Annotated in this window: 25 protein-coding genes and 1 pseudogene; 19 read left to right on the top strand and 7 right to left on the bottom strand. The window is 60.4% G+C overall.

The window, feature by feature from the left end:
• Nucleotides 1-41: 41 nt before the first annotated feature.
• The 6 genes and pseudogenes from FOI68_RS09660 (at nt 42) to FOI68_RS09635 (ending at nt 4,336) form a co-directional block, all read left to right on the top strand.
• Nucleotides 42-434 (top strand): DUF1430 domain-containing protein, encoded by a 393-nt coding sequence (locus FOI68_RS09660; RefSeq protein WP_035299500.1) that lies wholly within the window; start codon nt 42-44, stop codon nt 432-434.
• 5 nt (nt 435-439) lie between these two features.
• Nucleotides 440-1,081 (top strand): annotated as a pseudogene (locus FOI68_RS09655) (ABC transporter ATP-binding protein).
• 232 nt (nt 1,082-1,313) lie between these two features.
• Complete coding sequence (locus FOI68_RS09650; RefSeq protein ID WP_044897157.1) at nt 1,314-1,850, top strand: suppressor of fused domain protein; 537 nt, start codon at nt 1,314-1,316, stop codon at nt 1,848-1,850.
• Between the two features lie 16 nt (nt 1,851-1,866).
• Nucleotides 1,867-2,328 (top strand): NUDIX domain-containing protein, encoded by a 462-nt coding sequence (locus FOI68_RS09645; RefSeq protein WP_029098338.1) that lies wholly within the window; start codon nt 1,867-1,869, stop codon nt 2,326-2,328.
• Nucleotides 2,329-2,368: 40 nt separating this feature from the next.
• On the top strand, nt 2,369-3,076 hold the full coding sequence (locus tag FOI68_RS09640) for a nucleotidyltransferase domain-containing protein (protein ID WP_143862984.1): 708 nt from the start codon (nt 2,369-2,371) through the stop codon (nt 3,074-3,076).
• Nucleotides 3,077-3,262: 186 nt separating this feature from the next.
• Entirely contained in the window at nt 3,263-4,336 is a 1,074-nt protein-coding gene (locus tag FOI68_RS09635; RefSeq protein WP_143862983.1) for a M42 family metallopeptidase, read from the top strand.
• Between the two features lie 204 nt (nt 4,337-4,540).
• On the opposite strand, the gene FOI68_RS09630 is transcribed toward FOI68_RS09635, so the two are convergent.
• Nucleotides 4,541-5,485, bottom strand: a complete 945-nt coding sequence (locus FOI68_RS09630) for a DMT family transporter (RefSeq protein ID WP_143862982.1) — start codon at nt 5,483-5,485, stop codon at nt 4,541-4,543.
• 147 nt (nt 5,486-5,632) lie between these two features.
• Here FOI68_RS09630 and FOI68_RS09625 point away from each other — a divergent pair, with 147 nt between their 5' ends.
• The 3 genes from FOI68_RS09625 to FOI68_RS09615 all read left to right on the top strand — a co-directional run bounded on the left by FOI68_RS09625 (nt 5,633) and on the right by FOI68_RS09615 (nt 9,421).
• A complete protein-coding gene (locus tag FOI68_RS09625; protein WP_044897152.1) occupies nt 5,633-7,117 on the top strand; it encodes an aminotransferase-like domain-containing protein in 1,485 nt (494 codons plus the stop codon).
• 187 nt (nt 7,118-7,304) lie between these two features.
• Nucleotides 7,305-7,844: an NfeD family membrane protein gene (locus FOI68_RS09620; RefSeq protein ID WP_044897151.1), complete on the top strand. Its 540-nt coding sequence runs from the start codon at nt 7,305-7,307 to the stop codon at nt 7,842-7,844.
• Nucleotides 7,841-9,421: a flotillin lipid rafts scaffold protein FloT gene (locus FOI68_RS09615; RefSeq protein WP_304488787.1), complete on the top strand. Its 1,581-nt coding sequence runs from the start codon at nt 7,841-7,843 to the stop codon at nt 9,419-9,421. Before FOI68_RS09620 ends, FOI68_RS09615 begins: the two co-directional genes overlap by 4 nt.
• A gap of 182 nt (nt 9,422-9,603) precedes the next feature.
• Here the strand turns inward: FOI68_RS09615 and FOI68_RS09610 are convergent, their stop codons facing one another.
• The 3 genes from FOI68_RS09610 to FOI68_RS09600 form a co-directional block, all read right to left on the bottom strand.
• The gene (locus FOI68_RS09610; RefSeq protein WP_185973916.1) at nt 9,604-10,038 is read right to left on the bottom strand and encodes a ferritin-like domain-containing protein; all 435 of its coding nucleotides are present in this window, start codon (nt 10,036-10,038) and stop codon (nt 9,604-9,606) included.
• A gap of 163 nt (nt 10,039-10,201) precedes the next feature.
• Nucleotides 10,202-10,507: a hypothetical protein gene (locus FOI68_RS09605; protein WP_044897148.1), complete on the bottom strand. Its 306-nt coding sequence runs from the start codon at nt 10,505-10,507 to the stop codon at nt 10,202-10,204.
• A gap of 16 nt (nt 10,508-10,523) precedes the next feature.
• Nucleotides 10,524-10,751: a hypothetical protein gene (locus FOI68_RS09600; RefSeq protein WP_044897147.1), complete on the bottom strand. Its 228-nt coding sequence runs from the start codon at nt 10,749-10,751 to the stop codon at nt 10,524-10,526.
• 180 nt (nt 10,752-10,931) lie between these two features.
• Between FOI68_RS09600 and FOI68_RS09595 the strand changes: the two genes are divergently transcribed.
• Genes FOI68_RS09595 through FOI68_RS09585 form a run of 3 tightly spaced genes read left to right on the top strand, consistent with a single transcriptional unit; the run spans nt 10,932 to nt 14,905 of the window.
• A complete protein-coding gene (locus FOI68_RS09595; RefSeq protein ID WP_143862980.1) occupies nt 10,932-12,545 on the top strand; it encodes a spore germination protein in 1,614 nt (537 codons plus the stop codon).
• Nucleotides 12,546-12,578: 33 nt separating this feature from the next.
• On the top strand, nt 12,579-13,709 hold the full coding sequence (locus tag FOI68_RS09590; protein ID WP_143862979.1) for a GerAB/ArcD/ProY family transporter: 1,131 nt from the start codon (nt 12,579-12,581) through the stop codon (nt 13,707-13,709).
• Nucleotides 13,706-14,905 carry a Ger(x)C family spore germination protein gene (locus FOI68_RS09585; protein ID WP_143862978.1) on the top strand — a complete coding sequence of 400 codons (1,200 nt, stop codon included), beginning with the start codon at nt 13,706-13,708 and terminating at the stop codon, nt 14,903-14,905. Before FOI68_RS09590 ends, FOI68_RS09585 begins: the two co-directional genes overlap by 4 nt.
• Nucleotides 14,906-14,938: 33 nt before the next feature.
• Here the strand turns inward: FOI68_RS09585 and FOI68_RS09580 are convergent, their stop codons facing one another.
• Complete coding sequence (locus tag FOI68_RS09580) at nt 14,939-15,433, bottom strand: M67 family metallopeptidase (protein WP_143862977.1); 495 nt, start codon at nt 15,431-15,433, stop codon at nt 14,939-14,941.
• A gap of 241 nt (nt 15,434-15,674) precedes the next feature.
• On the opposite strand from FOI68_RS09580, the gene FOI68_RS09575 reads away from it, so the two are divergent.
• From FOI68_RS09575 to FOI68_RS09550, 6 genes are all read left to right on the top strand, one after another.
• Nucleotides 15,675-16,526, top strand: a complete 852-nt coding sequence (locus FOI68_RS09575) for a DUF72 domain-containing protein (protein ID WP_143862976.1) — start codon at nt 15,675-15,677, stop codon at nt 16,524-16,526.
• Between the two features lie 22 nt (nt 16,527-16,548).
• On the top strand, nt 16,549-17,373 hold the full coding sequence (locus FOI68_RS09570; RefSeq protein ID WP_044897143.1) for a sulfite exporter TauE/SafE family protein: 825 nt from the start codon (nt 16,549-16,551) through the stop codon (nt 17,371-17,373).
• A gap of 22 nt (nt 17,374-17,395) precedes the next feature.
• Nucleotides 17,396-18,832, top strand: a complete 1,437-nt coding sequence (locus FOI68_RS09565) for a bifunctional metallophosphatase/5'-nucleotidase (RefSeq protein WP_143862975.1) — start codon at nt 17,396-17,398, stop codon at nt 18,830-18,832.
• A gap of 62 nt (nt 18,833-18,894) precedes the next feature.
• Nucleotides 18,895-19,134, top strand: coding sequence for a DUF6154 family protein (locus tag FOI68_RS09560; RefSeq protein ID WP_029098347.1), 240 nt, complete (start codon nt 18,895-18,897; stop codon nt 19,132-19,134).
• Nucleotides 19,135-19,216: 82 nt separating this feature from the next.
• Nucleotides 19,217-19,519 carry a YunC family protein gene (locus tag FOI68_RS09555; protein ID WP_029098348.1) on the top strand — a complete coding sequence of 101 codons (303 nt, stop codon included), beginning with the start codon at nt 19,217-19,219 and terminating at the stop codon, nt 19,517-19,519.
• 231 nt (nt 19,520-19,750) lie between these two features.
• Complete coding sequence (locus tag FOI68_RS09550; RefSeq protein WP_044897142.1) at nt 19,751-20,845, top strand: HD-GYP domain-containing protein; 1,095 nt, start codon at nt 19,751-19,753, stop codon at nt 20,843-20,845.
• A 19-nt stretch (nt 20,846-20,864) separates the two neighbouring features.
• On the opposite strand, the gene corA is transcribed toward FOI68_RS09550, so the two are convergent.
• Nucleotides 20,865-21,800, bottom strand: a complete 936-nt coding sequence (corA, locus tag FOI68_RS09545) for a magnesium/cobalt transporter CorA (protein ID WP_065067205.1) — start codon at nt 21,798-21,800, stop codon at nt 20,865-20,867.
• Nucleotides 21,757-21,981, bottom strand: a complete 225-nt coding sequence (locus FOI68_RS09540; RefSeq protein ID WP_141669675.1) for a hypothetical protein — start codon at nt 21,979-21,981, stop codon at nt 21,757-21,759. The genes corA and FOI68_RS09540 overlap by 44 nt, the downstream gene beginning before the upstream one ends.
• A 244-nt stretch (nt 21,982-22,225) precedes the next feature.
• Between FOI68_RS09540 and FOI68_RS09535 the strand changes: the two genes are divergently transcribed.
• Entirely contained in the window at nt 22,226-24,163 is a 1,938-nt protein-coding gene (locus FOI68_RS09535; RefSeq protein ID WP_185973915.1) for an AMP-binding protein, read from the top strand.
• Nucleotides 24,164-24,293 lie beyond the last annotated feature (130 nt).

The following is a 24,293-nucleotide window of genomic DNA, read 5'->3' as shown; positions in this document are numbered from 1 at the left end:
ATTCGCAAACAGGAAATGAGGCTGTCGGCAGGGACAGCCTCTTGATTACGGTCGACGAATACATCCTGCAAGAGATTTACCAGCATGAGAGCAGCATCAAGGAGAACGTGCTTGCCATGCTGGGATTGGCGGCGGGGTTGGTTCTGCTGGTCGTTCAAAATTTACTCCTGTTCTTTCACCAAAACCAGAAGTTGTTGATTGTGCGAAGGTTGTTCGGCACCGGGTTTTTCAAGACCTATCAGGGTTATGCGCTGTTGTTCATACTGACATGGCTCGTTCAGTTCGGGGCGAGTGTGATTGCGAATCGAGGCATGGATCCCAAGCTGATGATCACGGCTGCCATCCTGTTTGTCGTGGAGGGGGTTCTTTCTGTAATCGCCTTGATGATGGTGGAGCAGAAGAACAAGGTGCGGGTTCTCAAAGGAGGGAGTTGAATCGGATGCCGAATATCTGCGAATTGATCAATGTCAGCAAAAGCTATGGCCGCCGCCTCGTGATCGACAATCTAAGCCTGGCGATCCAAAGGGGGAGATGGTGGCCATTACAGGGAAAAGCGGTTCGGGCAAATCGACGATCCTCAACATGCTGGGACTGCTGGAAAAGCCGGACAGCGGCATCGTCCAGGTGTACAGCGAGAAAAACCCGCCGGTCGGATCAGGCAGAGCCAACCGGCTTCGCCGGAATGCCATTTCCTATCTGTTCCAAAACTTTGCGCTCATCGATCACGCCACGGTGGACGACAATCTAGAGATTCCGCTGATCTATGCGAAACTCAATCGAAAAGAAAAGCAGGAGATGAAACAATCTGCCTTGGAACGGGTCGGGTATTTCGCTCAAGCAGAACATCCATGAGCTCTCCGGGGGAGAGCAGCAGCGGGTTGCCATTGCGAGAATCCTCTTGAAACCTTGCGAGCTCATCCTGGCAGATGAACCGACCGGCTCGCTGGATGCGGACAACCGAAACGAAATCCTGGCCATCCTGCAGGGACTCCACCAGGAAGGGAAGACCATCATCATCGTGACGCATGATGATGTGGTGGCGGAAGCATGCAGCCGGATCATCCGCCTGGATGCCAACTGAATCCATCCGATACAGGCAGATTGCCCCAAACGAGCAGATAGACTGCTGGTATGGGGTTTCTTGTTTGATGGAGGGTTGCCGCCTGATGGTTGAAATCGACAATGGGAGGGGCGATTGGGCGATTTTCTCCCCGCACGGCATGGCAAAAGCCGCTTTTCTTTCTATATACTACAGATAGGGAAAAAACCCGGACCGCGGGGATGCAGACATAACTGTGAATGGAGACATACATATGAATGTAGTAACCCAACTGCTTCACCATTTCAACCATGCGTTTGGCAGCCGGGGAGAACTGTATCAATCCGAAGAGGCGGACGTGCTGATCGCCGTCTATCCGGCCACGCGCAAACGGGGCTGGTGGACCTACGCGACGCTGGAGCTGCATCAAACGGGAGGAACGGAGTGCGTGTTCTATTCGTACCGGTTCAACCCTGCGATGGTCACCCACCTCGGGCACGTGGCCGGACAGGTGGCCCGGCTGTGGCGCGAACTGGGAAGGCGGCTTGGGGACGGGGATGTCTTTTTGCTCCGGGAACCCATTGCCGAGGGCTCCTGCCTGCGTTGGGCGCTGGCCACTTCCCCCTATTTTGAAGCGGACGGCTTCGACCTCTTTACCGACGGAAGCGACGTGGTTCGGATGATGATGCTGCACGCCATCTCCGAATCGGAGGCCGCTTTTGTAAAGAACGAAGGACTCGACGCACTGGAGAAACGCTTTGCGGAGACCGGAGTCAATTCTCTGGATGTGACGCGTCCCCCTGTCATATGAAAAGGGAGCGAGCGGAATGAAAGCGATTCGTATGAGGGTCACCGTAGTGGTGGAACACCAGGGCGCGATTTTGTTGATCAGGGAAAAAAGCGGCGGACAGCCCTGTTACAGCCTGCCCGGCGGCAGCGTGGAGTTTCTGGAAACCATTCCAGAGGCGGTGCGGCGCGAGGTATGGGAAGAGACCGGCCTTTTGGTGGAGTTTGAGCGGATGCTCTGGGTGGATGAACGGATCGACACCGCCGGTGACGGCAAGCACACGATCGGCATCGGCGTCCTGGCCCGGTTGGTCGGGGAGGAGACGGCGCCCATCCCCGGCGGACTGGACGACGAAGAGATTGACTGGGCCGGGTGGGTGCCGGTGGAGGAGTTTTGCACGTGTCCGCTGTACAACCCGCTGCGGCGCGAGCAGGTGATCCAAGCGCTGACGGAAACGGGGTACATCCCCGGCTACATCGGCAGCCGTTCCCAACAGGAATGAACCGGTGGCGAACATGGCGGCAGAGGAGCGGTGACAGACAATGAACGAATCGATGCTGGAGGCCGTTTTGCGGCAGGCGCCCGACCTGCGGGACCGTCTCTGCTACCTGGCGTACGGGGGCAGCCGCAGCTACGGAACGGAGACGAACGAGAGCGACGTGGACCTGCGTGGGATCGCCTTCGCCCCGGTGGAAGCCGTATTCGGCCTGGAGACGTACGAGCAGACGATCCTGGACGTACCGGACACGGTCGTGTACGCCCTGAACAAGTACCTCAAACTGGCGGTGAAGGGAAACCCCACGATCCTGGAAATGCTCCATGTGGAGCCTGCCCACGTCCTGTACGCCGATGAGCGGGGCGAAGAGCTGCGGGCCCACCGGGACCTGTTTTTGTCCAAACGCCTCTACCGCTCCTACGGCGGGTACGCCATCGGCAGCATCCGCAAGCTGGCGAGAAAAGGAGAGCCCTACGACGCCAAAGACGCTCACCATCTGATCCGGCTCTTGCAGATGGGACGGGAGCTGTTGGAAACGGGAGCGCTGCAGGTGCACCGCCCCCGGGCCAGCGAGCTGGCGGCGATCAAGCGGGGCGAGTGGCCGCTTGCGGACGTGCTCGCCTGCGCCGAAACGCTGTTTGTGGAAATGACCGCTGCTTACGAGCGTTCTCCCCTGCCGGACGAGGTGGATCGCGATGCCGTCCAGGCGCTTGCGATCCGCCTGAACCAATCCTATTACTGCCGCTTGGCCTGAGCCCTTCCGGAACCGGGAAGGGTTTTTTTGTCGGAAAAAGCGGCTGGACCCGAATGAACCTCCGCACGACCGGGTGAAAATAGGGGGGAACCACGTGCCGGGGATCATGGCGGCTGACCAATTGGGGAAGGCTAACGATCGGGTTACCAAAAGGAGGGATGGGTTCTGGAGAAGGATTTGCTGCTGATGAAGGAACTGACGGAGACGGCCGGGCCGCCCGGATTTGAGGTGCGCATCCACGAGGTGATGCGAAAACACCTGGCCGATCTGCAAACGGAGCTGATCGCCGACAACCTGGGCAGCATCGTCGGGAAAAAAGGGGAATCGGGACCGAAAATCCTGTTGGCGGCGCATCTTGACGAAGTGGCGTTTCTGATTACCCACATCACCGAAGACGGATTTTTGCGGTTTCTGCCGCTCGGCGGCTGGTGGGGACACGTGATGCTGGCCCAACGGGTGAAAGTGCTGACCGGTGCAGGAGACCTGACCGGGGTGGTTGGCTCCAAAGCGCCTCATGTCCTTTCCCTGGAAGAGCGAAAGAACGTGCTGGAGATCGACAATATGTTCATCGACATCGGAGCGTCCAGCCGGGAGGAAGCGGAGCGGTTCGGCGTCCAGGTGGGCGACCCGGCGGTTCCCGTGTGTCCGTTTGAAGTCCTCCCCAACCCCAAGTTTTTGCTGGCGAAAGCGTGGGACAACCGGGCAGGCTGTTACCTCGCGCTGAAAGTGATGGAGCGGATTCAACGGGAAGACCTGTCCAATACCGTATACGCCGGCGCCACCGTTCAGGAGGAAGTGGGACTTCGCGGTGCCGAGACGCTGGCGCACAAGATTTCGCCGGACATCGCGTTTGCGCTGGATGTCGGAGTGGCCGGGGACACGCCGGGCATGACCCAAAAGGATGGGCAGACCCGATTGGGTAAAGGGCCGCTTTTGGGATTTTTGGATCGAACGATGATTCCCCACATCAAGCTCAGAAACTTCGTCATCGAGACGGCACGGGAACACGGCATCCCCTTTCAGATCGACGTGATGCCGGGCGGCGGCACCGACGCCGGAAAGATCCACACCGCTTACAACGGCATCCCCTCCATGGTGATCGGCGTGCCGGCCCGCTACATTCACAGCCATGTCTCCGTCGTCCACCGGGATGATTTGGACCATGCGGTAAAGCTCCTCGTCGCCCTTCTAAAGAAGCTGGATTCAGCGGCGGTCCAGTCCATAAAGGGATTGGGACAAAAAAGTTCAGACAGCCGGTAACGCAATCCGGATCTGCCGAAGGAAGCGGGCAGATCCGGATTTTTTGCTTTGGAAAGATGCACTGCCAGAACCGGGGTTGTCAACTGCTTCTGATCAGCGCGTTGGTATCCGCTGTCAGCGTTGTGTGTTGCCGCTTATGACATCACTCGGGAAAGCAGTCCGGCTCCGTTTAGCCAGGGACAGGGCACAGCCGGATTGTTTCCGTCATGACCGCTCGATGCGAATGACGGCGGCACGGCGTCCTTGGGCTACGGCGGCCACGACGATGACGGCAGCGGCGACCGCCCCCAGCGTGATGGATTCGCCTAAAAGCAGGGCAGAAGCGGCGAGAGTGAAAAACGGCTGCAGGTACTGCGTCTGGCCGACACGGGCCACGCCCCCTACGGCCAGGCCGTGATACCAGGCGAAGAAGCCGAGATACTGGCTGACCACGCTGACGTAGCCAAAACCCAGCCACGCGCTCCAGGAAGCGTTCCGCAGTTCGGAGACGAGCGGGCCGGCCATGGGGACGACGAGGAGTGGAAAGGAAAAGACCAGCGCCCAACTGATCACCTGCCAGCCGCCCATCGTGCGGGCCAGCTGTCCGCCCACGGCGTATCCAACGGCGGCGGCCAGCACGGCGCCGAGCAGCGCCAGATCGGCCTGCTGCAGGCCGCCCAGTCCGGTGCCGGCTGCGTACGCCAGGATCGCCAGACAGGCGGCGGCGCTGGAGATCCAGTACCGCCGGGAAGGACGCTCCCCGGCGAAAAACGCGGCCGCTCCCGCTGTCGCCAGCGGCAGCAGGGCCAGCACGATCGCGCCGTGGGTGGCCGGCACTCGTTCCATCGCCCAGGCGGTTAAAAACGGAAAGCCGCCGACCACTCCCGCGGCGACGATCAAGAGCTGCCTGGTTTGCCGCCAGGTTGGCACCCGCTCTCGTTTCAGCAGCAGCACCAAACCGGCCAGCACGGCGGCGACCAGCGCCCGCCCCAGCCCGACCGTGAGCGGAGACAGGGCGGTCAGGGCCGCCTTGGTGGCCGGAAGCGTCAGGCTGAAGCTGAAGACGCCGAGCAGACCCCAGACGAGGCCGACCCGTTCCTCCCGCCGGTCCGCGGTTTTATGCGACGCTCCCGATGGCTGGCTGATCCGGCTTCGGGCTTGAACTCCCATGATGATCCCATCCTTTTTTCACAGCATGTGGTTGCATCCTCCATGGTAGGGCAGGCTGTGCGAAAAGTCTTGAGCCAATTGGCAGCAGGGGGGATCAGCCAATTTGTCGAACAAGGGAGGAAACGATGGATCGGGAGGGAAAGCGACGTGGAATGGAAGCCGGACAAGCATGCGGAGCAGCCGGTCTACAAACAGATCGCTGCGCATCTGGAACATGAGATTGTCAGCGGTGCGCTGCCGCCGGGGGCCCCGCTGCCGCCGGAGCGGACGCTGGCCCGCCAGTACGGCGTCAACCGGGGCACCGTTTCGGCTGCCTACGAGGAGCTGCGCGCCGCCGGACTGATCCAGTCCCTGCAGGGGAGCGGCACATGGGTCAGCAGACACCTGTGGGGCGTGCAAAAAGTGCCCAACTGGCACCAGTACACCACCGGCGGGGCGTTTTTGCCGGCGCTGCCGATCGTCAGGCGAATCCGCGAAGCCGGGTGGAATCCGGCCATCATCAATTTGGCCAAGGCGGACCTGGCGACGGCGATGCTCCCAACACTGGGGTTCGAGCGTTTGCCCGGCGGAAAGCTGGATGCCATCGAGTTGGGGTACGTCCATCCCAAAGGGGAACCGCATCTGCGCGAAGCCGTGTCCGCCCACCTGCGCACCCATTACGGGATTGCCGTCTCGCCCGAAGAGATCCTGATCACCTCGGGCGCGCAGCAGGCGCTCCATCTCATTTCGCTCTGCCTGCTCGCCCCGGGCGATGCCGTCGCCATGGAGGGACCCTCGTACACGTACTCGCTGCCCTTGTTCGCGTCGGCGGGGCTGCGCCTCTACCGGCTCCCGATGGACGCGGATGGAGTGATCCCAGACGAGATGCGGACGCTGTACAAAAAACACCGGATTCGCATGGTGTTTCTCAACCCGACGTTTCACAATCCCACCGGCACCGTGCTGAGCGAATCGCGCCGCCGTCAGCTTCTGGCCGTCTGCCGGGAACTGCGGATTCCGGTGGTGGAGGACGACGCGTACGGAGCGCTCGCCCTGGACGGGGCCAAGCGTCCGCCGCTGCCGCTGAAGGCGCTGGACACCGGCGACTCCGTCCTGTACGTCGGCAGTTTGTCCAAGACGATCGCGTCCGGTCTGCGGATCGGCTGGCTGGCAGGGCCGCGTGCGGTCATCGAACGGCTAGCCGACGCCAAACAGCAGATGGACTACGGCACCAGCTCGGTTTCGCAGCAGTTGGCCCGGCTGGCCCTGGAAGGAGGGCTGTGGGAGAGACAGATGGAGCGGCTGCGCCCGTTTCTCACCGCCCAGCGGGACCGGATGCTGGCGGCACTGGACACGCACCTGCGGAAGGAGGCATCGTGGAACGTGCCGGCGGGAAGCTGCCACATCTGGTGCAGGCTGAACACGCCCGTTGACGGGCGGGACCTGCTGGAGGCGGCGATCCGGGCGGGGGTGGTGATGACGCCGGGAGAGGTGTTTGGAGCGGAGCCGGGCTGGATGCGGCTGACGTATTCATGGGAGAGCAGCGAGGCGCTGGAGGAGGGGATTCGCAGGCTGGCGGAGGCGATCAAAAAGGCGGAGCCCGGCCGGAAGAGGACGGGGTCCGTATGGCGGTCCCCTGTCCGTGATGGGTGATCAAAGCGCCGAGACCGGAACCTGACAGACGTTCCTGCCGTCCGAAGCGGCGGGGACGTCTGCTTTTTTTGTCTGAACAGCATGAAACGCAAGTCCCACTTTCGATGAAAATATTGCCGAAAAATCGAAACATTTGGCCTACCCATACGTATGAAAAGGATGACAGGAATGGAAAGGGGTGACAAACATGGGCGTGATGGATACCGTCTACCTCATCTGCATGGCGTTTGGCCTTGTCTATACGTTGATGACGCTTTTGTGGGGCGGGGCCGTCTCCGACTGGCTGGAACAGGTCCATCTGCCGGTGCTGCAGCCCGTCCTCCTGGTCAGCGGGATCACCGCTTTTGGCGCCGCGGGTTTGCTCCTGTCCCGTCTGACCTCCTTTTCCGCGTGGACGGTGCTGGGCTTGGCCGCTGCGGGCGGAGCGGCGCTGGCGGTTCTGGCGTACTTTGTCTGGGTGGAGCCGATGGCGAAGGCGGAAAACTCGACCGGGTACTCGATGCAGCAGCTCGTCGGCCAGATCGGCGAAGTGTGGACGTCGATCCCATCGGGCGGTCTGGGAGAAGTGCTGATTGCCATGGTGGCCGGCACCACCCACCACATGGCCGCCAGCGTCGATGGCGAACCGATCCGGGAAGGGACGCGGGTCGTGGTGGTAGAGGTGCGCGACCACGTTCTGCATGTCACACCGTTCCCCCATTATGAAGAAAAGGAGAGCATGCTATGAACGAACCGACCATTCTCGTCACCGTCGCCGTCGTCGTCAGCGTCTTCGTGGTGCTGGGCATCGCTTTTTGGGCCCGGTACAAGACGGTGGGCGCCGATGAGGCGATGATCGTGACCGGCAGCTTTTTGGGCACCAAAAACGTGCTCAGCGACGAGTCCGGCCGCAAGATGAAAATCGTCCGGGGCGGCGGCGCCTTCATCCTGCCGATTTTCCAACAGGCCAACTTCCTCAGCCTGCTGTCCCACAAGCTGGACGTCTCCACGCCGGAAGTGTACACGGAGCAGGGCGTTCCGGTGATGGCGGACGGTGTCGCCATCATCAAGGTGGGCGGGTCGATCGAGGACATCGCCACAGCCGCGGAGCAGTTCATGGGCAAGTCGGACGACGCGCTGAAAGCGGAGGCCCAGGAAGTGCTGGAAGGCTACCTGCGCGCCATCCTCGGCAGCATGACCGTGGAGGAGATCTACAAAAACCGGGAGCGCTTTGCCCAGGAGGTGCAGGCCGTCGCCGCCAAGGACCTGAAAAAGATGGGTCTCTCCGTGGTCAGCTTCACGATCAAGGACGTACGCGACAAAAACGGCTACCTGGCGGCGCTGGGGATTCCGCAGATTGCGGCCGTCAAGCGGGACGCCACGATTTCCCAGGCGGAAGCGGACAAGGAAGCGCGCATCCGCCAGGCTCAGGCGGAAGAAGAGGCGCGCAAGGCGGAACTGCTGAAAGAGACCAACATCGCCGAGGCGGAGAAGGACAAGGAACTGAAAATCGCCTCCTTCAAGCAGGAGCAGGACAAGGCGAAAGCCGTCGCCGACCAGGCCTACAAGCTGCAGGAAGCCGTCGCGAAGCAAAAGGTGACGGAAGAGGAGATGAAAATCGACCTCGTCCGTAAGCAGAAGGAAATCGAGCTGGAGGAAAAGGAAATCCTGCGCCGCGAGCGGCAGTACGACGCCGAAGTGAAGAAAAAGGCGGACGCCGACCGCTATGCCGTGGAACAGGCGGCGGAAGCGGAAAAGGCGAAGAAAATCCGCGAAGCCGACGCGCTGAAGTACCGCATCGAGGCGGAAGCGAAAGCGCTGGCCGAACAGAAGCGGCTGGAAGGCCTGGCCATCGCCGAGGCGGAAAAGGCGCGAGGCAGCGCCGAGGCTGAGGTGACCCGCCTGAAGCTGGAAGCGGAGGCGGAGGGGAAGGAGAAGCTGGCCGAAGCGTTCGAAAAGTTCGGGCAGGCGGCCGTGCTGGACATCATCGCCAAGATGCTGCCTGAGCTGGCCGAGAAGGTGGCCGAGCCGATGAAAGCGATCGACAAGGTGACCATCATCGACACCGGCGGCGGGCAGGGCGACGGCGTCAACCGGCTGAGCGGCAGCGTGACCAGGCTGATGGCCCAGCTTCCGGAAATGCTGAAGGACGTCTCCGGTCTGGACATGAACAAAATGATCGCCGACTTCATGCAGCCGACCAAACCGGAGGCCCCGGCCGTGCCGCAGCCCGCGGCGCAGCAGGCGGCGGCCGCGGCCGAGCCGCTCCCGGCTGCGGACCCTGCCCATCGTCCGGCAATGTCTTCAGCGGAACAGCAGACCTAACGACCCCCTTGTGAAATGGGGCCGCTAGGGCCATTCCATGTTCATCACAAGCAGGTTTCCCTCGCCGACGGGAAGCCTGCTTTTTTGTTATGTGCCGATTCCTTCACGACAAACCAATCTGATATGGAAAAAGAAAGATGGTGAAACATTCAGAGATCCATGTCCAGCGATGGACAACCGTGTCAAATCTTCCCCTGCTCCAGAAAGTAGTTGCTGTACAAAAAGGCGAGTCTGGTCGCATGTCTCATTTCGTCTGTCATCGCTTCGAAAAATAGTCCCCGCACATAAGGATCCCGGGAACGCAGGTACACTTTCTGATAAAAGTCGGCGGCTTCCTGTTCGTCGTCTATTGCTTTTTTTACTCCTGCCACATAGTCAGTGGGAAGTGTTGTCACGGGCCGTAAAACGGGTTCCCTATGGGTCAGTTGGCGATAGTATTTGGTGAAATTAACAATATGTTCGCTTCTCTCATCCCTGCCGATTTGTTCAATGTACCGTATGTGGTCGGGTGGTGCCAATCGGGACAATGCCTTGTAAAATTCAATTGCCTCATACTCCCCTTGAGTCGCTTTCTGCAAATCTTGGACAAGCTGGTTGTAGTCGTGCGAAGGATGCATGATTTCACTCCTTGGTTTGCGCTTGGTTTCCATTCCATACTAGGCTATTCACCAAGGAGTATCTGTTGAATAGACGTTCGCCTATTCCTGCTGAAATGATGTACCTGAACAACATTCGAGCCGGCAGGGCGATTGGACGGCGAAGTGAACGGAAAAAACGGGCTCAAACAAGTCCCATCGATTGAATATGGCGCCGTGTTTCCTCCGTGCCGAGTCGATAAAGAGTGGCGTATATGTCCCGCAAGTGCTCGTCATGAAGATCGTTTTCCTTATCCTCGTGATACGGAATCGCCACGATGTGAGCACGGAGGTAAGAATCAAAATCGTTGGTCCACCTTTGATCGAACAGGCTGCGAAGCTCTTCCACCTCCACTTCACTCGCCTCGATTTCCAATTCGTATGAGGCGTCACCTTGATTTTCGAGAATGGTTCCTGCTTGAACCGAGACGTAATATCGCTTTTTCTCCATGCCGCTCTTCCTCCCGTTAGTAATAGAGAAACGTGACGATAACAACTGCCAACAGCACGGCAAACCCGATGAGATAGACGATCATTCCCACATTGGCTGCGACCGGGTGTTTTACGGTCGTTTCACGGATGCTGCTGTCCAGTTCTTTGGTTTCCTGTTTTTTTATATACCAGATGCTTGCAATGAACCCCGCGATGAAAATGACGGCAAAAAGACCATACATAACGCCTTTATACGGTATCACGTGTTTCCTCCCTGGTTTCTGTTTTACCTGTAGTATGATCGAACCGGATTTTTCTATTCCGTTTTCAGGCGATAAGTGGAGGGAGGAATCTGGAGGTCGATCCATTCATAATTGGACCGCGATTCGCCAACACTATAGAGGCTTGAAGGGAATGAATGGAAGGAAAGGTTTGAACCCCCTATGCAGTTCAACCTGTTTTGGCGCAAATCGGTGGATAAATCAAAGCGGTTTCTGTTACGCGAAAAACAAGCGGTGAACACGATCGGGAAAACGCCCCTTCACGCGTCGCTGGTCAAAAACGCGGAGGAGCTGACGGAGCGGCTGGGCGGCAGCAGCGATTTTGCCGCCTGCCACCTCACGTGTCTGGACAGGAATGTCAGCCTGTTCTTCCTGCGCAGTCTGGCAGATCCCGACCGCCTGAACCGGCAGGTGATCGTGTCCCTGCAGCAGAGAGCGGGCTTGTTCCCGACCGCTCAGGAGACGTCCCCGGCCGGGGACAAGGAGGAGAGAAGCCTGCTCCCGTTCATCCAGGAGGGCATCGTGTCCGCAAGTGACACACAGCGGGTGGAGGACTGGCAGACCGCGATCGAGCAGATCCTGTACGGCAAAGCGCTGCTCTTGGTGGACGGCGAGCCAGTCGGTTTGGCTGTCGGAGTAAAGAAGGAAAACGGCCGGAGCATCGAGCCGCCGGAAACGGAACAAAGCGTCATTGGACCGAAAGAAAGTTTTGTGGAAACCCTCAACACCAATATCGGACTGGTTCGCCAGCGCCTGCGCGACCCGTATCTGCGGGTGGAATCCGTCGTGGTGGGAAGACGGACGAAGCAGGAAACAGCCGTATTGTACCTCGCGGACGTGGCCAATCCGCGCATCGTGGAAGAAGTGAGGCGGCGTCTTTCCTGCATCGAAACAGACAGCCTGATCGGCCAGATGCAGCTTCAGGAATACCTGGAGAACAATTCGTTCTCCCTGTTTCCCCAACTGCGCCCCACCGAACGGCCCGACGTCACCTGCTCCTATCTGATCGAGGGAAACGTGGCGGTCATGGTCGAGGGGGCGTCGCACGCGCTGCTTCTGCCGATCACGTTCTTTCAACTGCTGGAAACCGTCGACGATTACTACACCAGTTGGCAGTACGCCACGCTAATCCGCTTTGTGCGGATGATCGCCCTGTTTTTCAGCATCACGACGCCCGGACTGTACCTGTCGCTGGTCGCGTACAACCCGGAGCTGATTCCCACTCGGCTCCTCATCTCCATGGACGCCGCTCGGGTCAAGGTGGCGTTTCCCTTTCTGGTGGAAATTTTCATCATGGAACTGATGATCGAGATTTTGCGCGAAGCCGGCGTCAAGCTGCCCAAGCCGGTCGGGCAGGCGGTAAGCATCATCGGAGGGCTTGTGATTGGGGAAGCGGCCGTAAATGCCAATCTGGTCAGTCCCGTGACGGTCGTCATCGTCGCGTTGACCGCGATCTCCTCCTTCACGGCGCCTGTGTATTATCTCGGCATCACGTACCGGATTCTTCGTTTCTTTCTGCTGTTATGCAGCAGTTTATTGGGGACCTACGGATTCATCCTGGGCCTGTTCCTCATCCACGCCCATGTAGCCCGGCTTGTTTCATTCGGCGTTCCCTATCTGGCTCCGCTTTCTCCGCTGCGTTTGCGGGATTGGACGGATATGCTGGTTCGAATTCCGGTGAAAAAGCTGCAAACGCGCCCCGCGTTTCTGAAAACGCGCAAGCCAAAGAAAGCGGGGGACTCCCCGATGATGCACCGCGACCGGCGGAACAAGTAAAGGCTGCATTTTCCGCGAAAGGAATGATCACTCGTGCAAGGACTGGAACAGCGTCCCGCGATTAGTCCGACCCAGCTTGTCATGTTTGAATTCGGCGTTTTTGTGGGAGTAGGGTTCCTCATCATGCCCAGAGGTGCGATGGAGAAAGCCCGGGAAGATGCGTGGCTGACCGTCATCCTGGCGGGATTGTGCGCGATCGCGTCGCTGTGGGTGATCAACCGGGTGGCCCGCACGTTTCCGCATGAGACCGTGTTTGACTACAATCCCAAGCTGTTTGGAACCATCATCGGCAGCCTGCTGAACGTCGCATGGGGCTTGTACTACTTGTTCTTCACCGTTACCGGCATTCGCGTCATGGCCGAAGTGGTGAGGGAGGAAATGCTGCCGTTTACGCCTGTGGAAGTCATTATCGCCGCGATGCTGCTGGTGCTCGTGTACCCCGCATGGAACGGGCTGATGCCGATCATCCGCATGTTCGAATCGGGGCTGCCCGTCACGCTGTTGTTGATGGTCATGTTTTTTCTGCTGGCCTATCTGCGCGCTGACTGGACCGAACTGCGAATTCCGTTTCAGGACGGCATCCGTCCCGTCATTTCTGCCCTTCCCCAAACGATTTATTCGTTCCTCGGCTTTGAAGTGCTGTTTCTGTACTATCCGTTCGTCACCCGCAAGGAGAAGGCTTTCGCCAGCACGTCGATCGCGATTGCCGCGGGGGGAATGTTTTACGCCTTTCTCGTGTTGGGCACGCTGGTGACCCTTGGTCCGGATGTGACCATCACCCAGACCTTTCCCGTCGTGACCATGGCAAAGACGATCGAGCTGGTGCGCCAGTTTGTGGAGCGGGCCGAACTGCTGCTGATCATCCTGTGGCTTCCGCTCGCGTACACCACCCACCTCGGCTTCTTTTTCAGCAGTGCGTTTTCGTTCCATCGCACGTTTCCGCGCCTGGCGTTGCGGTGGTGGATGGTGCTGCTGCTGCCGCTGGTCTTCGTCTTGTCGCTGATTCCCGACAATTTGATCGCCATGCAGAAGTGGTCCGACAAGGTCGGGCTTGTTGGATTGTTTTTTACCGTTCCGTACCCCTTGATCATGCTGGTGTGCATTGTTGTGCGGCGCAAGCTGGGACATCTCTCTTCTCCCCGCAAGGACGGTGATGTGACATGACAAAACGGCGGCGGAACTGGCTCGCGGCCGTCACGGTTATCCTTTTTATCGGCGTCCTGCTTGCCGGATGCTGGGATTACCGGGAGCTGGAGAAGCGCGCGGTCATTGTCGGCATCGGAGTTGACGAGCTGCCTCCGGCCACTGAAAAAGGCAAAAAGATGCGGATGTACCAGGTTCTCGTACAGGTGGTCGAACCGGCAGGCGCAGGAGGGAATATGGGAGCGGGGGGCAGTACGCAGGCAAACAGTCGTAAAGCCTACACGAACATCGTCATCACGACGCCGTCGTTCGCGGAAGGAATCGAGCGGATCGTATCCCTTAGCGATCGCATTCCCAATTTGGCTCACCTGCAGCTCATCGGGGTGGGGGAAAAATTAGCGAAAAACGGCATCAACGAGCTGTACGACTTTTTGACCCGTCTGCCCCAGATGCGACGCCACACGGAAATCATCGTGCTGGATGGAACGGTTTCCCGGTTCTTTACCACGCCGAGCATCTCCCAACCCACCCCGGCACTGCACATGGCGGAGATGGCGGCAAATGTACAGCGGACGCTGGTGATGCCCGAGTCCAACCTGGGGGTGGTCTCCAAAAGCGTTCGGGGACACATACCGTTCATCCTGGTAAAAGCGTCGTTGGACAAAAACAAAAAGATACACATGAAACAAGCGGCCGTATTTGACCGCCAAAAAATGGTGGGTACCCTTTCAACGGATCAAATGCAGGACCTGTCCCTTTTGCATAATGAAATTGAACGGGGGCTTCTGTCCTTCTCGTGTTCCGGAGGCAAAAAAACGGGGCTTCAGCTCTTGGCGGGGAGAAGCAGAATCGAGCCTGCCATGCAAAATGGCCGGCCGCATCTCACGTTTAAAGTCTTCCTCGAGACGGAGCTGATCGAATACCAATGCATGGGCGCCTCCTTTTCCGAACCGGAACAGATCCGAAAGGCTGAGCGGTGGTACGGGGCCATGCTGAAAAAACGGCTGACCGCGACGGCGAACAAGCTGAAAGACGAGTTCAAAGCGGATGTGTTCCGGCTGACCACCCGGTTGAAAAACCACCCGGACCTGTACCATGCGTTGAAGCGAGACCCCAAAACCTTTATGGAACAGATGGTTGTCGACGTAAACGTCGAGCTGAAGATCCGGACGATCGGCAGTTCTCTCAAAACCCCGGATCGAGACGCGAAGCCGTGATCCCCCTTCCTCCCGTCAGGCGAGGATGGTTGTTCAAACGCTGCGCGGCAGCGTGTCGTCTCCCGTGGAGACGACGCTTCCGGTGATGTCCGCAAGCGCGTAGGGGCGCTCGACAAAGCGGCCGTCCGACCACTGGTACAGCCGCAGGTCGGGGCGCCTGCCTGCGAGGCCGAGAATCCAGTAGGCGAGCTGGGGATAGTGCCAGCCGCTTTGGTCTGCTTCGGAGGGAACGGGCGGGGTCGTCGGATGGCTGTGCAGGACGCCGACCCACTGGACGCCAGTCTTCCTCACGGTGGCAAGCGCCTGAAAAAAGGAGGGGGCGTCCCACGAAAACGCGTGCCTGCCGTGGCCGGCCGAGCGCATCGTCAGATAGCCGGTCACCATGGAGCCGCGCCCTGTCAGCAGCGCGGAATACTCGTACGGTAACGCCTCCTGCGCTTCGGCCAGGAGGCGTTTGGCCGTGTGCCGGGCCAGAGACAAAACAGCGTTTCGACTGGCAAAGGGATGGCCCATCAGATCGTCGTACATGCGGCTTCTCCTCCGTCAGGAATGTGGCGTGCATCAACGGCACAAGCAAACATGACTTGTTACAGTCGATTGTACCATGGGCCGTCCGGTGCGCAACCGGGAGGCATTCGCCACTTTTCCCTCCCGGCATAGTTTGGTATGCTTAATCGCAAAGGGGTCCCGCCATGAACGAACGGGCAGGGGCCGGTTCCTGAACGATTGGTCATTTCTTCCCCCGTTGGTGTTGGAGGTATGCGCTGAGATGAATACGATCCATGTGGGAGTGTGCGGCTGGGGAGATCACTACGACCTGTATCCCCCGGGGACGCACAGCCGGGACAAGCTGTCCGTCTATGCCGGCCACTTCCCCATCGTGGAACTGGACAGTTCCTTTTACGCCATTTTGCCGCAGCGCCATTACGAGACGTGGGCGCGTGAAACACCGGACTGCTTTGGCTTCATCGTCAAGCCGCATCAGGCGATGACCGGCCACCAGCGCAGTGAAGCGCCCCTGGATCGGCGGGAACTGTTCCGCCAGTTTGAGGAGAGCATCCAGCCGCTGGTGGAGGCGGGCAAGCTGAAAGCGCTGCTGTTTCAATATCCCCCCTGGTTTGACTGCACGCGGGAGCACGTGCAGTACGTCCAGGCCTGCCGGCAGGCGCTGGCCGCGTATCCGTTTGCCGTGGAATTTCGCCACCGCAGTTGGTTTGAGCCGCGCTACCGTGAGAAGACCCTGGAGTTTCTCAGAACCATCGGGGCGGCACACGTCCTCTGCGACGAGCCGCAGGCAGGCAGCGGCTGCGTCCCTGTCGTCGTCGCCGTGACCGACCCCAAGCTGGCCCTGATCCGCTTTCACGGGCGGAACGTCTCCGGCTGGCGCGATCCGGGCGAAGGGCAAAACTGGCGGGATGTCCGCTATCTCTACCAGTACAGCGAAGCGGAACTGGCGGAGTGGGTGCCGCGCGTTCGGGAAGTGGCCCGAGAGGCGGCGGAAGTGTGCATCCTGTTCAACAACAACTCGGGCGGGCACGCCGCCGGCAACGCCAAGCAGTTCATGGACATGCTGGACGTCCGGCCGACGGGTCTGAATCCGCGTCAACTGGAGCTGTTCTAACAGTACGAAAGAAGGTTTGCAGATGGTTTACGCTATGGCGGCTTTGTTTCTCGTCGTGGGACTGGTGGCCGGCATGATCGGCAGCATCGCCGGCCTGGGCGGCGGGATGTTTTTTGTGCCGGCGCTGCTTTACTTTGCCAACGCCTACGAGCCGGGCTCCGTCAGCCCGCAGGTGGCGGCCGGCACGTCCCTGTTGGTCATCGGGGTGACGGCGCTCTCGTCGTCGATTTCCTACATCAGGCAGAAAAAGGCGGACGTGCAGACCGCCCTGCTCTTTTTTTTGGGCACCGCCCCCGGTGCTGTCGCGGGCGTCTACCTGAATACACTACTGCCAGTGAAGACGTTTTCGCTGTTGTTCGGGCTGTTTCAGTTGGGCATGTTTGCCCTGATGATGGTCAAGGACAAAATCAAGCCGCGAAACCTGTCTTGGGATGTGAAGCGCCGCTTCGTCGATCCCGACGGCGTCGAGTACGAGTACGGGTACCAGCGGTGGGCAGCCGTGGCGGTCGCCTTTTTGGTGGGCGTCGTCTCGTCGCTGTTTGGCGTGGGCGGGGGCCTGCTGATGGTGCCGGCACTGATCGTGTTGTTCCGCTTCCCGCCGCACATCGCGACCGCTACGTCGATGCTGGTCATCCTGTTCTCCGCCGCTGTCGGTTCCGCGACCAACATCCTGCATGATCACGTGCACTGGCTGTTCGCCGCCATGCTGGCGCCGGGCGCCTGGATCGGCGGCAATCTGGGGGCGGCCCTGGCCGCCCGCTTGAAAGGCAAAACGATTGTGCTGCTGCTGCGGGTTCTGATCCTGGGAGTGGGGATCCAGATGATCGGCGAAGCGATCTGGAAGTAGTTGCGAGAGGGAGGGGAGAGCTGTGGCGGACACTTGTACCTTGCACATTCTGCACACCAACGACGTGCACAGCAACTTTGCCAACATGCCGCAGATCGCCTCCTGCCTGCGCCAGAACCGGCAGGGGTGGGAAGCGCGGGGCGAGCGGGTGCTGACCGTCGACATCGGCGACCACGTGGACCGCATGAGCCTCAAAACGGAAGCGACCTGGGGGCGGGCCAACGTCGGGGTGATGAACCGGAGCGGGTACCAGTACGTGACGATCGGCAACAACGAGGGGATTACCTTTCCCAAAGAGAAACTGGACGCTTTGTACGAACACGCCGACTTTACGGTGGTGGCCGGCAACCTGATCGAGCCGGCGAGCGGGCGGACGCCGCAGTGGGCGGTGCCGTACGCGGTGCATCAATGGCCCGATCTGCGGGTGGCGATCCTGGGGGTGACGATCCCGTTTGTCCCGTTTTACCGGATGATGGGGTGGGATCTGCGCGAGCCGCTGCCGCTGATCCGCGAACAGGTGGCCATGCTTCGTCCGCAGGTGGACGTGATCGTGCTCCTGTCCCATTTGGGCTATCAGGCGGACTGCCGGCTGGCCCGGGAGGTGGACGGCCTGGACGTGATCCTCGGCGGCCACACCCATCATCTGCTGGAGCACGGCGAGCGCATCGGCCGCACGCTGATCGCCCAGGCGGGCCGTTATGGCGAGCATGTCGGACACGTGCGTCTGACCTGGGATGCGGCGGCGAAACAGGTGAGCGGTCTGTGCGCCGAGCTGTTTCGCACGAAGGATTATCTGCCCGAACCGGAGCTGGACGACTTTTTGCGGCGGGAAAAGCAGGCGGCCGAAACCCTGCTGGCGCGTCCGGCGGTTTCTCTCTCGGCGGATCTGGACATCGGATGGTCGAACGAAACGCCGTTTGGTTCGGTGCTGGCCGCCAGCCTACGCAAATGGACCGGGGCGGAGGTGGGGCTGGCCAACGGCGGGCTGCTGCTTGCGCCGCTGAAGCGGGGCACTGTGTCGTACAAAGACCTGCTGACCTGCGTGCCGCATCCCATCAATCCCTGCGCCGTCACGCTGACGGGGGAACAACTGCTGGGGGTGCTGAAGCGGGCCGTCCAGCCGGAGATGGTGCAGCGGGAACTGCGCGGTTTCGGCTTCCGGGGCATCCAGATCGGCTGGATGGGCATCGACGGCCTGCGGGTGTGGTACCGCCCGGGCGAGCGGCCGGACATCGAGCGGGTCGAAGTGAACGGCCAGCCGCTTGAGCCCGGGCGGACGTATCGGGTCGGCACCGTGGATATGTTCATGTTCAGCCGCCTGTTCCCGGAACTGGCGGACGGCGGCGAGATTCGGTTTTACCTCCCGGAACTGCTGCGGGAAATCCTCGCCGTGACGCTGGGGGATGACGAACTGGTTCGCGCCGGCTTTCAACCGCGCTGGCTGCCCGTGTCCATCTGACGGCGATCCTGCACACCCGCCCGGCGAATGGGGCATGCTACAGGGGAAAGGAGGAGCGAATCATGCGGTTTATCGACGAAGTGTACAACATGTACAAAGGCCACTTCAACGGCAGCGAGGAGGACATCGTTGCCATCGTCGTCGGCATCCTGGCGGAACAGTCCCGGGAGGATTTGCTCCGCCTGGTGTCGGACATGGAGGAGGAAGAGCTGTTTCAGATGCTGGCCACCTACATGATCGAGGTGATGAAGCGCAAGGTGGCGATGGAAGACGAGCAGTCCCCCTCCCCGCTGGTGCATTGACCTTCCGCGATTACACCCTTTCTGGCCGGATGTCATAGGATGGTAGCGCCACGGATATTTGGAGACAAAGGAGGAATCCGCGATGATCGAGATCGCACCCGTCCATTTTGAAGAGGGAACCGCCATCGCCGTGACCGTGCGCCTGCCCAAGACCACACTGCTGGCCGTCACCACGGACAAAGGGTACATCATGTGCGGCGCGCTGGACGTCGGCCTGTTGAACGAACGCCTGGCCAGCCGGGAGATTATCGCCGGCCGCGCGGTGGGGGTCAAAACGATCGAGGAGCTGCTGGACGCTCCGTTGGAATCGGTGACGGTCACGGCGGAGCGCCTGGGGATCACCCCCGGCACGATCGGCCGCGACGCCGTCCGCAAAATGTTTTAGCCTGTCCGGACGCGAAGCAATACGGATTGCGTGAAAAAATCGCCTTGGTCGGCAGAGACGGAGGCGATTTTTTTCATGGAATCGCGGGGCTCGGCTGCTGCGCCCTGCAGTCCAACGCGTGTCGAACGGGTTCCTCGTTTCGACATGGGCGGCCTTGTCGAGAAAAAGAATGTAGAAGCCGATCGAATCGCGTTATAATAGGGGTACTATGACGAAAGGCGAAGAATGGACATGAGATTGACCTCGATCCACAAGTGCCGGCCTGGCGACACGCTGGCCCGGGCCATTTACGCGGAGAACGGAACCGTCCTCGTGGGCGCCGGCGTCGAATTGACGCAGCGCATGCTGGACAGGCTGAAACAGATGAACATTGCCACGCTTTACATACAGGACAAGCGCACGGAAGACATCGTGCTGGAAACGCCCGTGTCGGAGCAAACCCGGCGGGAAGCGATGAGCGTCATTCAAACCGCGTTCCGCTCGGTGCACGAGTTTCCGCACAAATGGCAGCAGGTGTTTACGGACAGGCAGTTGGGCCGCCAACTGCGGCAGGTGTTGTCCCGGATGGCGGACGAGTTGAGAGGCTGCCGCTCGGCGATGAACCTGCTGGCCGATGCCTGCGCCTCCGATCACTACATTTTCTCCCACTCCTTCAACGTGACGCTGTACGGCACCGCGCTGGCGATCAAATCCGGTTTTTCGGAACGAGAGGTGCTGGAGATCGGCATCGGCGCCATGATGCACGACATCGGCAAGATGGCCATTCCCGACGACATCCTGAAAAAGCCGGACCGCCTCACCCCGGAAGAGTATGAAGTGATGAAAAAGCACGCCGAGTACGGGTTTGAACTGCTGCGCCGGCAGGAAGACATACCGCTGTTGGCCGCCCACTGCGCGTATCAGCACCACGAACGGCTGGACGGGACAGGCTACCCGCGCGGGTTGAAGGGCGGGGAAATCCATCCGTACGCCCAGTTGGTGACCGTTTGCGACGTGTTTGACGCGCTGACCACGCACCGCATCTACCGCCCGCCGCTTCTGCCTCACGAAGCGATGGAGAAGCTGTTTGCCGGGACGGATACACTGTTTGCCAAGACATTCGTGGAGAGCATGCGGGACACCATCTCCCTCTATCCGCTGGGCTTGTCGGTGACGCTCAACACGGGCGAGTCGGGCGTGGTCGTCGATTCCAACAAGGGCATGCCCAGCAGGCCCATCGTTCGCATTCTCTACGACGAGAACGGGGAGCCGGTGGCGTCGCCGTACGAGTACGACCTGTCGAAGCGGCTTCAACTGATGATCGTCGCCTGCGACGGACTGGTATGAAATCACGCGGCGAGTCTCCTCAGAGCCACTTTTTCCGCTTGAAAATCCAGAACATCGTCAAGCCGAGCGCGGCCATGAACGCGAGGACGATGTAGTAGCCGTACCGGGATTTCAGCTCCGGCATGTATTCGAAGTTCATCCCGTAGATGCCGGTCACGATGGTCAGCGGCATGAAAATCGTGGTCAGGGCGGTAAAGATGCGCATGATGTCGTTCGTCCGCCCGGCCACGGCGGAGTGGTACGCTTCGCGCAGGTTGCCGATCAGGTCGCGAAACGTCTCGAAGCTTTCCACGATCTTGACCGCGTTTTCCAATATGTCGCCGAAGTACTTCCGCAGACGGGGCTCGATCAGCGGAAGTTCTTTTGTGTGCAGCGCATCGATCAGATCGCGCTGCGGCAGGAGCATCTTGCGCGCGTACAGCACTTCGCTGCGAAGGCCGATGATCTGGTTCAACTGCGTTTTGCGCACGTTGAGCAGGATGTCTTCCTCCAGTTTTTCGATCAGTTCCTCGATGTGTTCCATCACCTGAAAATACTGGTCCACGATCTGGTCCACCAGATGGTAAAGAAACGCGTCCGGCCGGTTCAGTTCTTCCTCCCTGACGATTTGCAGCAAGCGGGGGTAGATTCCATGGGGATGCTTGGTGACGGTGATGATGTAGTGGCCGCCCAAAAAAATGTTGACCTCTCGCAAAAAGATGTCCTGGTCGCGGAATTCCGCGTGGTTGATGACGATGAAGTAGTGATCGTGGTACACCTCCAGCTTGGGCCGCTGCTCCTCCTCGTCCAGGCAGTCGTCGATCGCCAGGTCGTGCAGGCCGAACAGCGGCTGCAGCACATCGAGGTCAAACAGGGTGGCGTCGATCCAGTAAAAGCCGTTGTCGGGCGGCGTGCGCGTCTCGTCGAGGTCGTCAATCTGGGTGATCAGTCCGTTCTGTATCAGTCGAATCTTCATGAACCATGCTCCTGCCGGTGGATGATGGGGGAGGGGGCGCGTTCGGGGACGCGCCGCCGCTCGGAGTCTGCCGGGCCGCCATGCGCGGCCAGATGCGCGTCAGGATCAGCTCGTACGCCGTCCGCAGCGCCTGTCTGCTGGGAGCGCCGCGGACGACCTCGTCCGGGTCGGACGTCTTCATGGGATACCGCCTCCTCTTTCCCAATCGGTCTCACCATCAAGGGTATGACGGCACGCCCGTCCGCTTGCCGTTTTCGTTTTGACGGACAGCCCGGATTCCTTCCCGTAGTGTGCCTCACTTTCCGCCATTTGTTTCCTCGCTGGGTCGTATTTCCGCCGCGTATTGACAGGGGCTGGTCCCCCATACGAAAATGATGAAAAGAAATTGTTTTCAAACTATTCGGACTAAATTTGGAGGGGAGCACATGACCAGGAGCCGTCCCGTCGCGTGGGTGCCGTCGGAAGAACAGCTCAGGAGCAGCAACCTGTGGCGTTTCATGGAGCAGGAGAACATCGCCGACTACCGGGAACTGCTGAGGCGTTCGGAGGAGGACGTGGGCTGGTTTTGGGAGGCGTTTCTCCGCTTTGCCGACATCCGGTTCACCCGCCCGTACCATACCGTCGTCGACCTGTCCCGCGGCCTGCCGTGGCCGAAGTGGTTCGTCGGCGGGAAAATCAACCTCGTTCACAACTTTTTGGACAAATGGGCGCTTCAGGCGGAGACGGCGGAGCGGCTGGCCCTGCTCTGGGAAGGGGAGGACGGCGAGGAGCGGCGTTTCACGTTTGACGCGCTGTACCGGGAAGCCAACCGCTTCGCCCACGCGCTGAACCGCCTGGGTGTGGGCAGGGGAGACCGCGTCGCCATTTACATGCCGATGATTCCCGAAACGGTGATCGCCCTGTACGGCATTTACAAGGCAGGGGGCGTGGCCGTGCCGCTCTTTTCCGGGTTTGGCCCCGAGGCGGTGGCGGTTCGCCTGCGGGACGTGGAGGCCAAAGCGGTGGTGACGGCCGACGGGTTTTACCGCGGCGGGCAGCCGGTCCTGCTGAAGCACGTGCTGGACAGGGCGCTGGACTCGGCTCCTGCGGTGCAGGCGGTGGTGGTGGCGGAACGGCTCGGCGAAAAGGCGCTGTACACGCCCGGCCGCGACTGGCGCTGGAGCGAGGCGCTGCGGGATGCGCCGGACGTCTTTGCGACCGTGGAAACGGACGCGGAAGAGGTCTGCATGGTCAGCTATTCGTCCGGCACGACCGGCAGTCCCAAAGGAATCGTCCACGTGCACGGCGGAATCGCGGTGAAAACGGCGGAAGTGGGCATGTTCGTCTACGACACCCGCCCGGACGACCGCTTTTTCATGGTGACCGACTTCGGCTGGATGATGGGGCAGCTCCCGCTGTTTTCCGCCCATGCGGTGGCCGCTCCCTATCTGATGTACGAAGGCAGTCCGATGCATCCCCATCCCGGCAGGCTGTACGACCTGGTGGAAAAACACCGCGTCACCGTGTTCGGCGCGCCGGCGACCGCGCTCCGCCTGCTGAAAACGTACGCCGAACCGTTTCGCGCCAAGGCGGACCTCTCCTCCTTGCGAATCCTCGGCCACACGGGCGAGCCGATCGACGAAGAGACCTGGACCTGGTACGCGTCGTGGACGAACGGCAGGGCCCCGATCATCAACGGCAGCGGCGGGACGGAGGTGTTTGCCGAGATCATCTCCTCCACCTGCGTCGAGCCGCACAAAGCCACCTGCCTGGGCGTGACGCCGGCAGTCGGCCCGCGCGTGGTGGACGAGTCGGGAGCGCCGGTGCCGGCCGGAAAACCGGGCTATCTCGTGTTTACCCTGCCGCAGCCCGCGCAAACCCGAGGGTTTTGGAAAAATCCGCAGCGGTATCTGGACACCTATTTTTCCCTGGGGACGGACATGTGGTGGCAGGGAGACATCGTCATGGTGGACGAAGAGGGGTACTGGTTTCACCTGGGGCGGGCCGACGACGTGATCAAGGTGTCGGGACGCCGCACCGGACCGGGCGAAATCGAGGACGTGGTCAACCGGCATCCGTCTGTGCTGGAATCGGCCGCGATCGGCGTGCCCCACCCGCTCAAGGGGGAAGAGCTGATCCTGTTCATCGTCGCCAAACCGGGAGCAGCGCCCGACCCGGCGGCGCTGAAGCGGCACGTGGCCGCGGCGCTCGGCAGGCCGTACGAACCGGGCGAAGTGCATCTCGTCCACGACCTGCCGAAAACCCGGACGCACAAGATCATGCGCCGGCTGATCAAGCAGAAATTTCTCGGCGAAACGCTCGGCGACACGTCCAGCCTGATGAATCCGGGGGCGCTGGAGATGCTGCCGGTGCGGACCGTCTGACGCGAAGGGCGCGGCTGAATCAAGGCCGCGCCTTTTTTTGGTCGTGGGGCCAGGCGTCGGGTTTGGGAAGCGGAACAATGGGGGTATAAGAATAGGGTGATACCGAATGGGTAGCCATGGTGAAAATCGA

Origin of the sequence: Brevibacillus sp. LEMMJ03, from assembly GCF_007197875.1 — a bacterium.
Taxonomy (GTDB): domain Bacteria; phylum Bacillota; class Bacilli; order Brevibacillales; family Brevibacillaceae; genus Brevibacillus; species Brevibacillus thermoruber.
Note: the sequence above shows the minus strand (reverse complement) of the source record. Positions and strands in the feature narration are given on the sequence as shown.

Excerpts from the sequence above, each read along its gene's own strand:
- FOI68_RS09555 (WP_029098348.1), top strand. The coding sequence starts at position 19,217 with ATGATCGAGATCGCACCCGTCCATTTTGAAGAGGGAACCGCCATCGCC.
- FOI68_RS09635 (WP_143862983.1), top strand. The coding sequence starts at position 3,263 with ATGAAGGAACTGACGGAGACGGCCGGGCCGCCCGGATTTGAGGTGCGC.
- FOI68_RS09550 (WP_044897142.1), top strand. The coding sequence starts at position 19,751 with ATGAGATTGACCTCGATCCACAAGTGCCGGCCTGGCGACACGCTGGCC.
- corA (WP_065067205.1), bottom strand. The coding sequence starts at position 21,800 with ATGAAGATTCGACTGATACAGAACGGACTGATCACCCAGATTGACGAC.
- FOI68_RS09535 (WP_185973915.1), top strand. The coding sequence starts at position 22,226 with ATGACCAGGAGCCGTCCCGTCGCGTGGGTGCCGTCGGAAGAACAGCTC.
- FOI68_RS09620 (WP_044897151.1), top strand. The coding sequence starts at position 7,305 with ATGGGCGTGATGGATACCGTCTACCTCATCTGCATGGCGTTTGGCCTT.
- FOI68_RS09595 (WP_143862980.1), top strand. The coding sequence starts at position 10,932 with ATGCAGTTCAACCTGTTTTGGCGCAAATCGGTGGATAAATCAAAGCGG.
- FOI68_RS09560 (WP_029098347.1), top strand. The coding sequence starts at position 18,895 with ATGCGGTTTATCGACGAAGTGTACAACATGTACAAAGGCCACTTCAAC.
- FOI68_RS09610 (WP_185973916.1), bottom strand. The coding sequence starts at position 10,038 with ATGCATCCTTCGCACGACTACAACCAGCTTGTCCAAGATTTGCAGAAA.
- FOI68_RS09575 (WP_143862976.1), top strand. The coding sequence starts at position 15,675 with ATGAATACGATCCATGTGGGAGTGTGCGGCTGGGGAGATCACTACGAC.
- FOI68_RS09585 (WP_143862978.1), top strand. The coding sequence starts at position 13,706 with ATGACAAAACGGCGGCGGAACTGGCTCGCGGCCGTCACGGTTATCCTT.
- FOI68_RS09645 (WP_029098338.1), top strand. The coding sequence starts at position 1,867 with ATGAAAGCGATTCGTATGAGGGTCACCGTAGTGGTGGAACACCAGGGC.
- FOI68_RS09615 (WP_304488787.1), top strand. The coding sequence starts at position 7,841 with ATGAACGAACCGACCATTCTCGTCACCGTCGCCGTCGTCGTCAGCGTC.
- FOI68_RS09580 (WP_143862977.1), bottom strand. The coding sequence starts at position 15,433 with ATGTACGACGATCTGATGGGCCATCCCTTTGCCAGTCGAAACGCTGTT.
- FOI68_RS09640 (WP_143862984.1), top strand. The coding sequence starts at position 2,369 with ATGAACGAATCGATGCTGGAGGCCGTTTTGCGGCAGGCGCCCGACCTG.
- FOI68_RS09605 (WP_044897148.1), bottom strand. The coding sequence starts at position 10,507 with ATGGAGAAAAAGCGATATTACGTCTCGGTTCAAGCAGGAACCATTCTC.
- FOI68_RS09630 (WP_143862982.1), bottom strand. The coding sequence starts at position 5,485 with ATGGGAGTTCAAGCCCGAAGCCGGATCAGCCAGCCATCGGGAGCGTCG.
- FOI68_RS09570 (WP_044897143.1), top strand. The coding sequence starts at position 16,549 with ATGGTTTACGCTATGGCGGCTTTGTTTCTCGTCGTGGGACTGGTGGCC.
- FOI68_RS09540 (WP_141669675.1), bottom strand. The coding sequence starts at position 21,981 with ATGAAGACGTCCGACCCGGACGAGGTCGTCCGCGGCGCTCCCAGCAGA.
- FOI68_RS09650 (WP_044897157.1), top strand. The coding sequence starts at position 1,314 with ATGAATGTAGTAACCCAACTGCTTCACCATTTCAACCATGCGTTTGGC.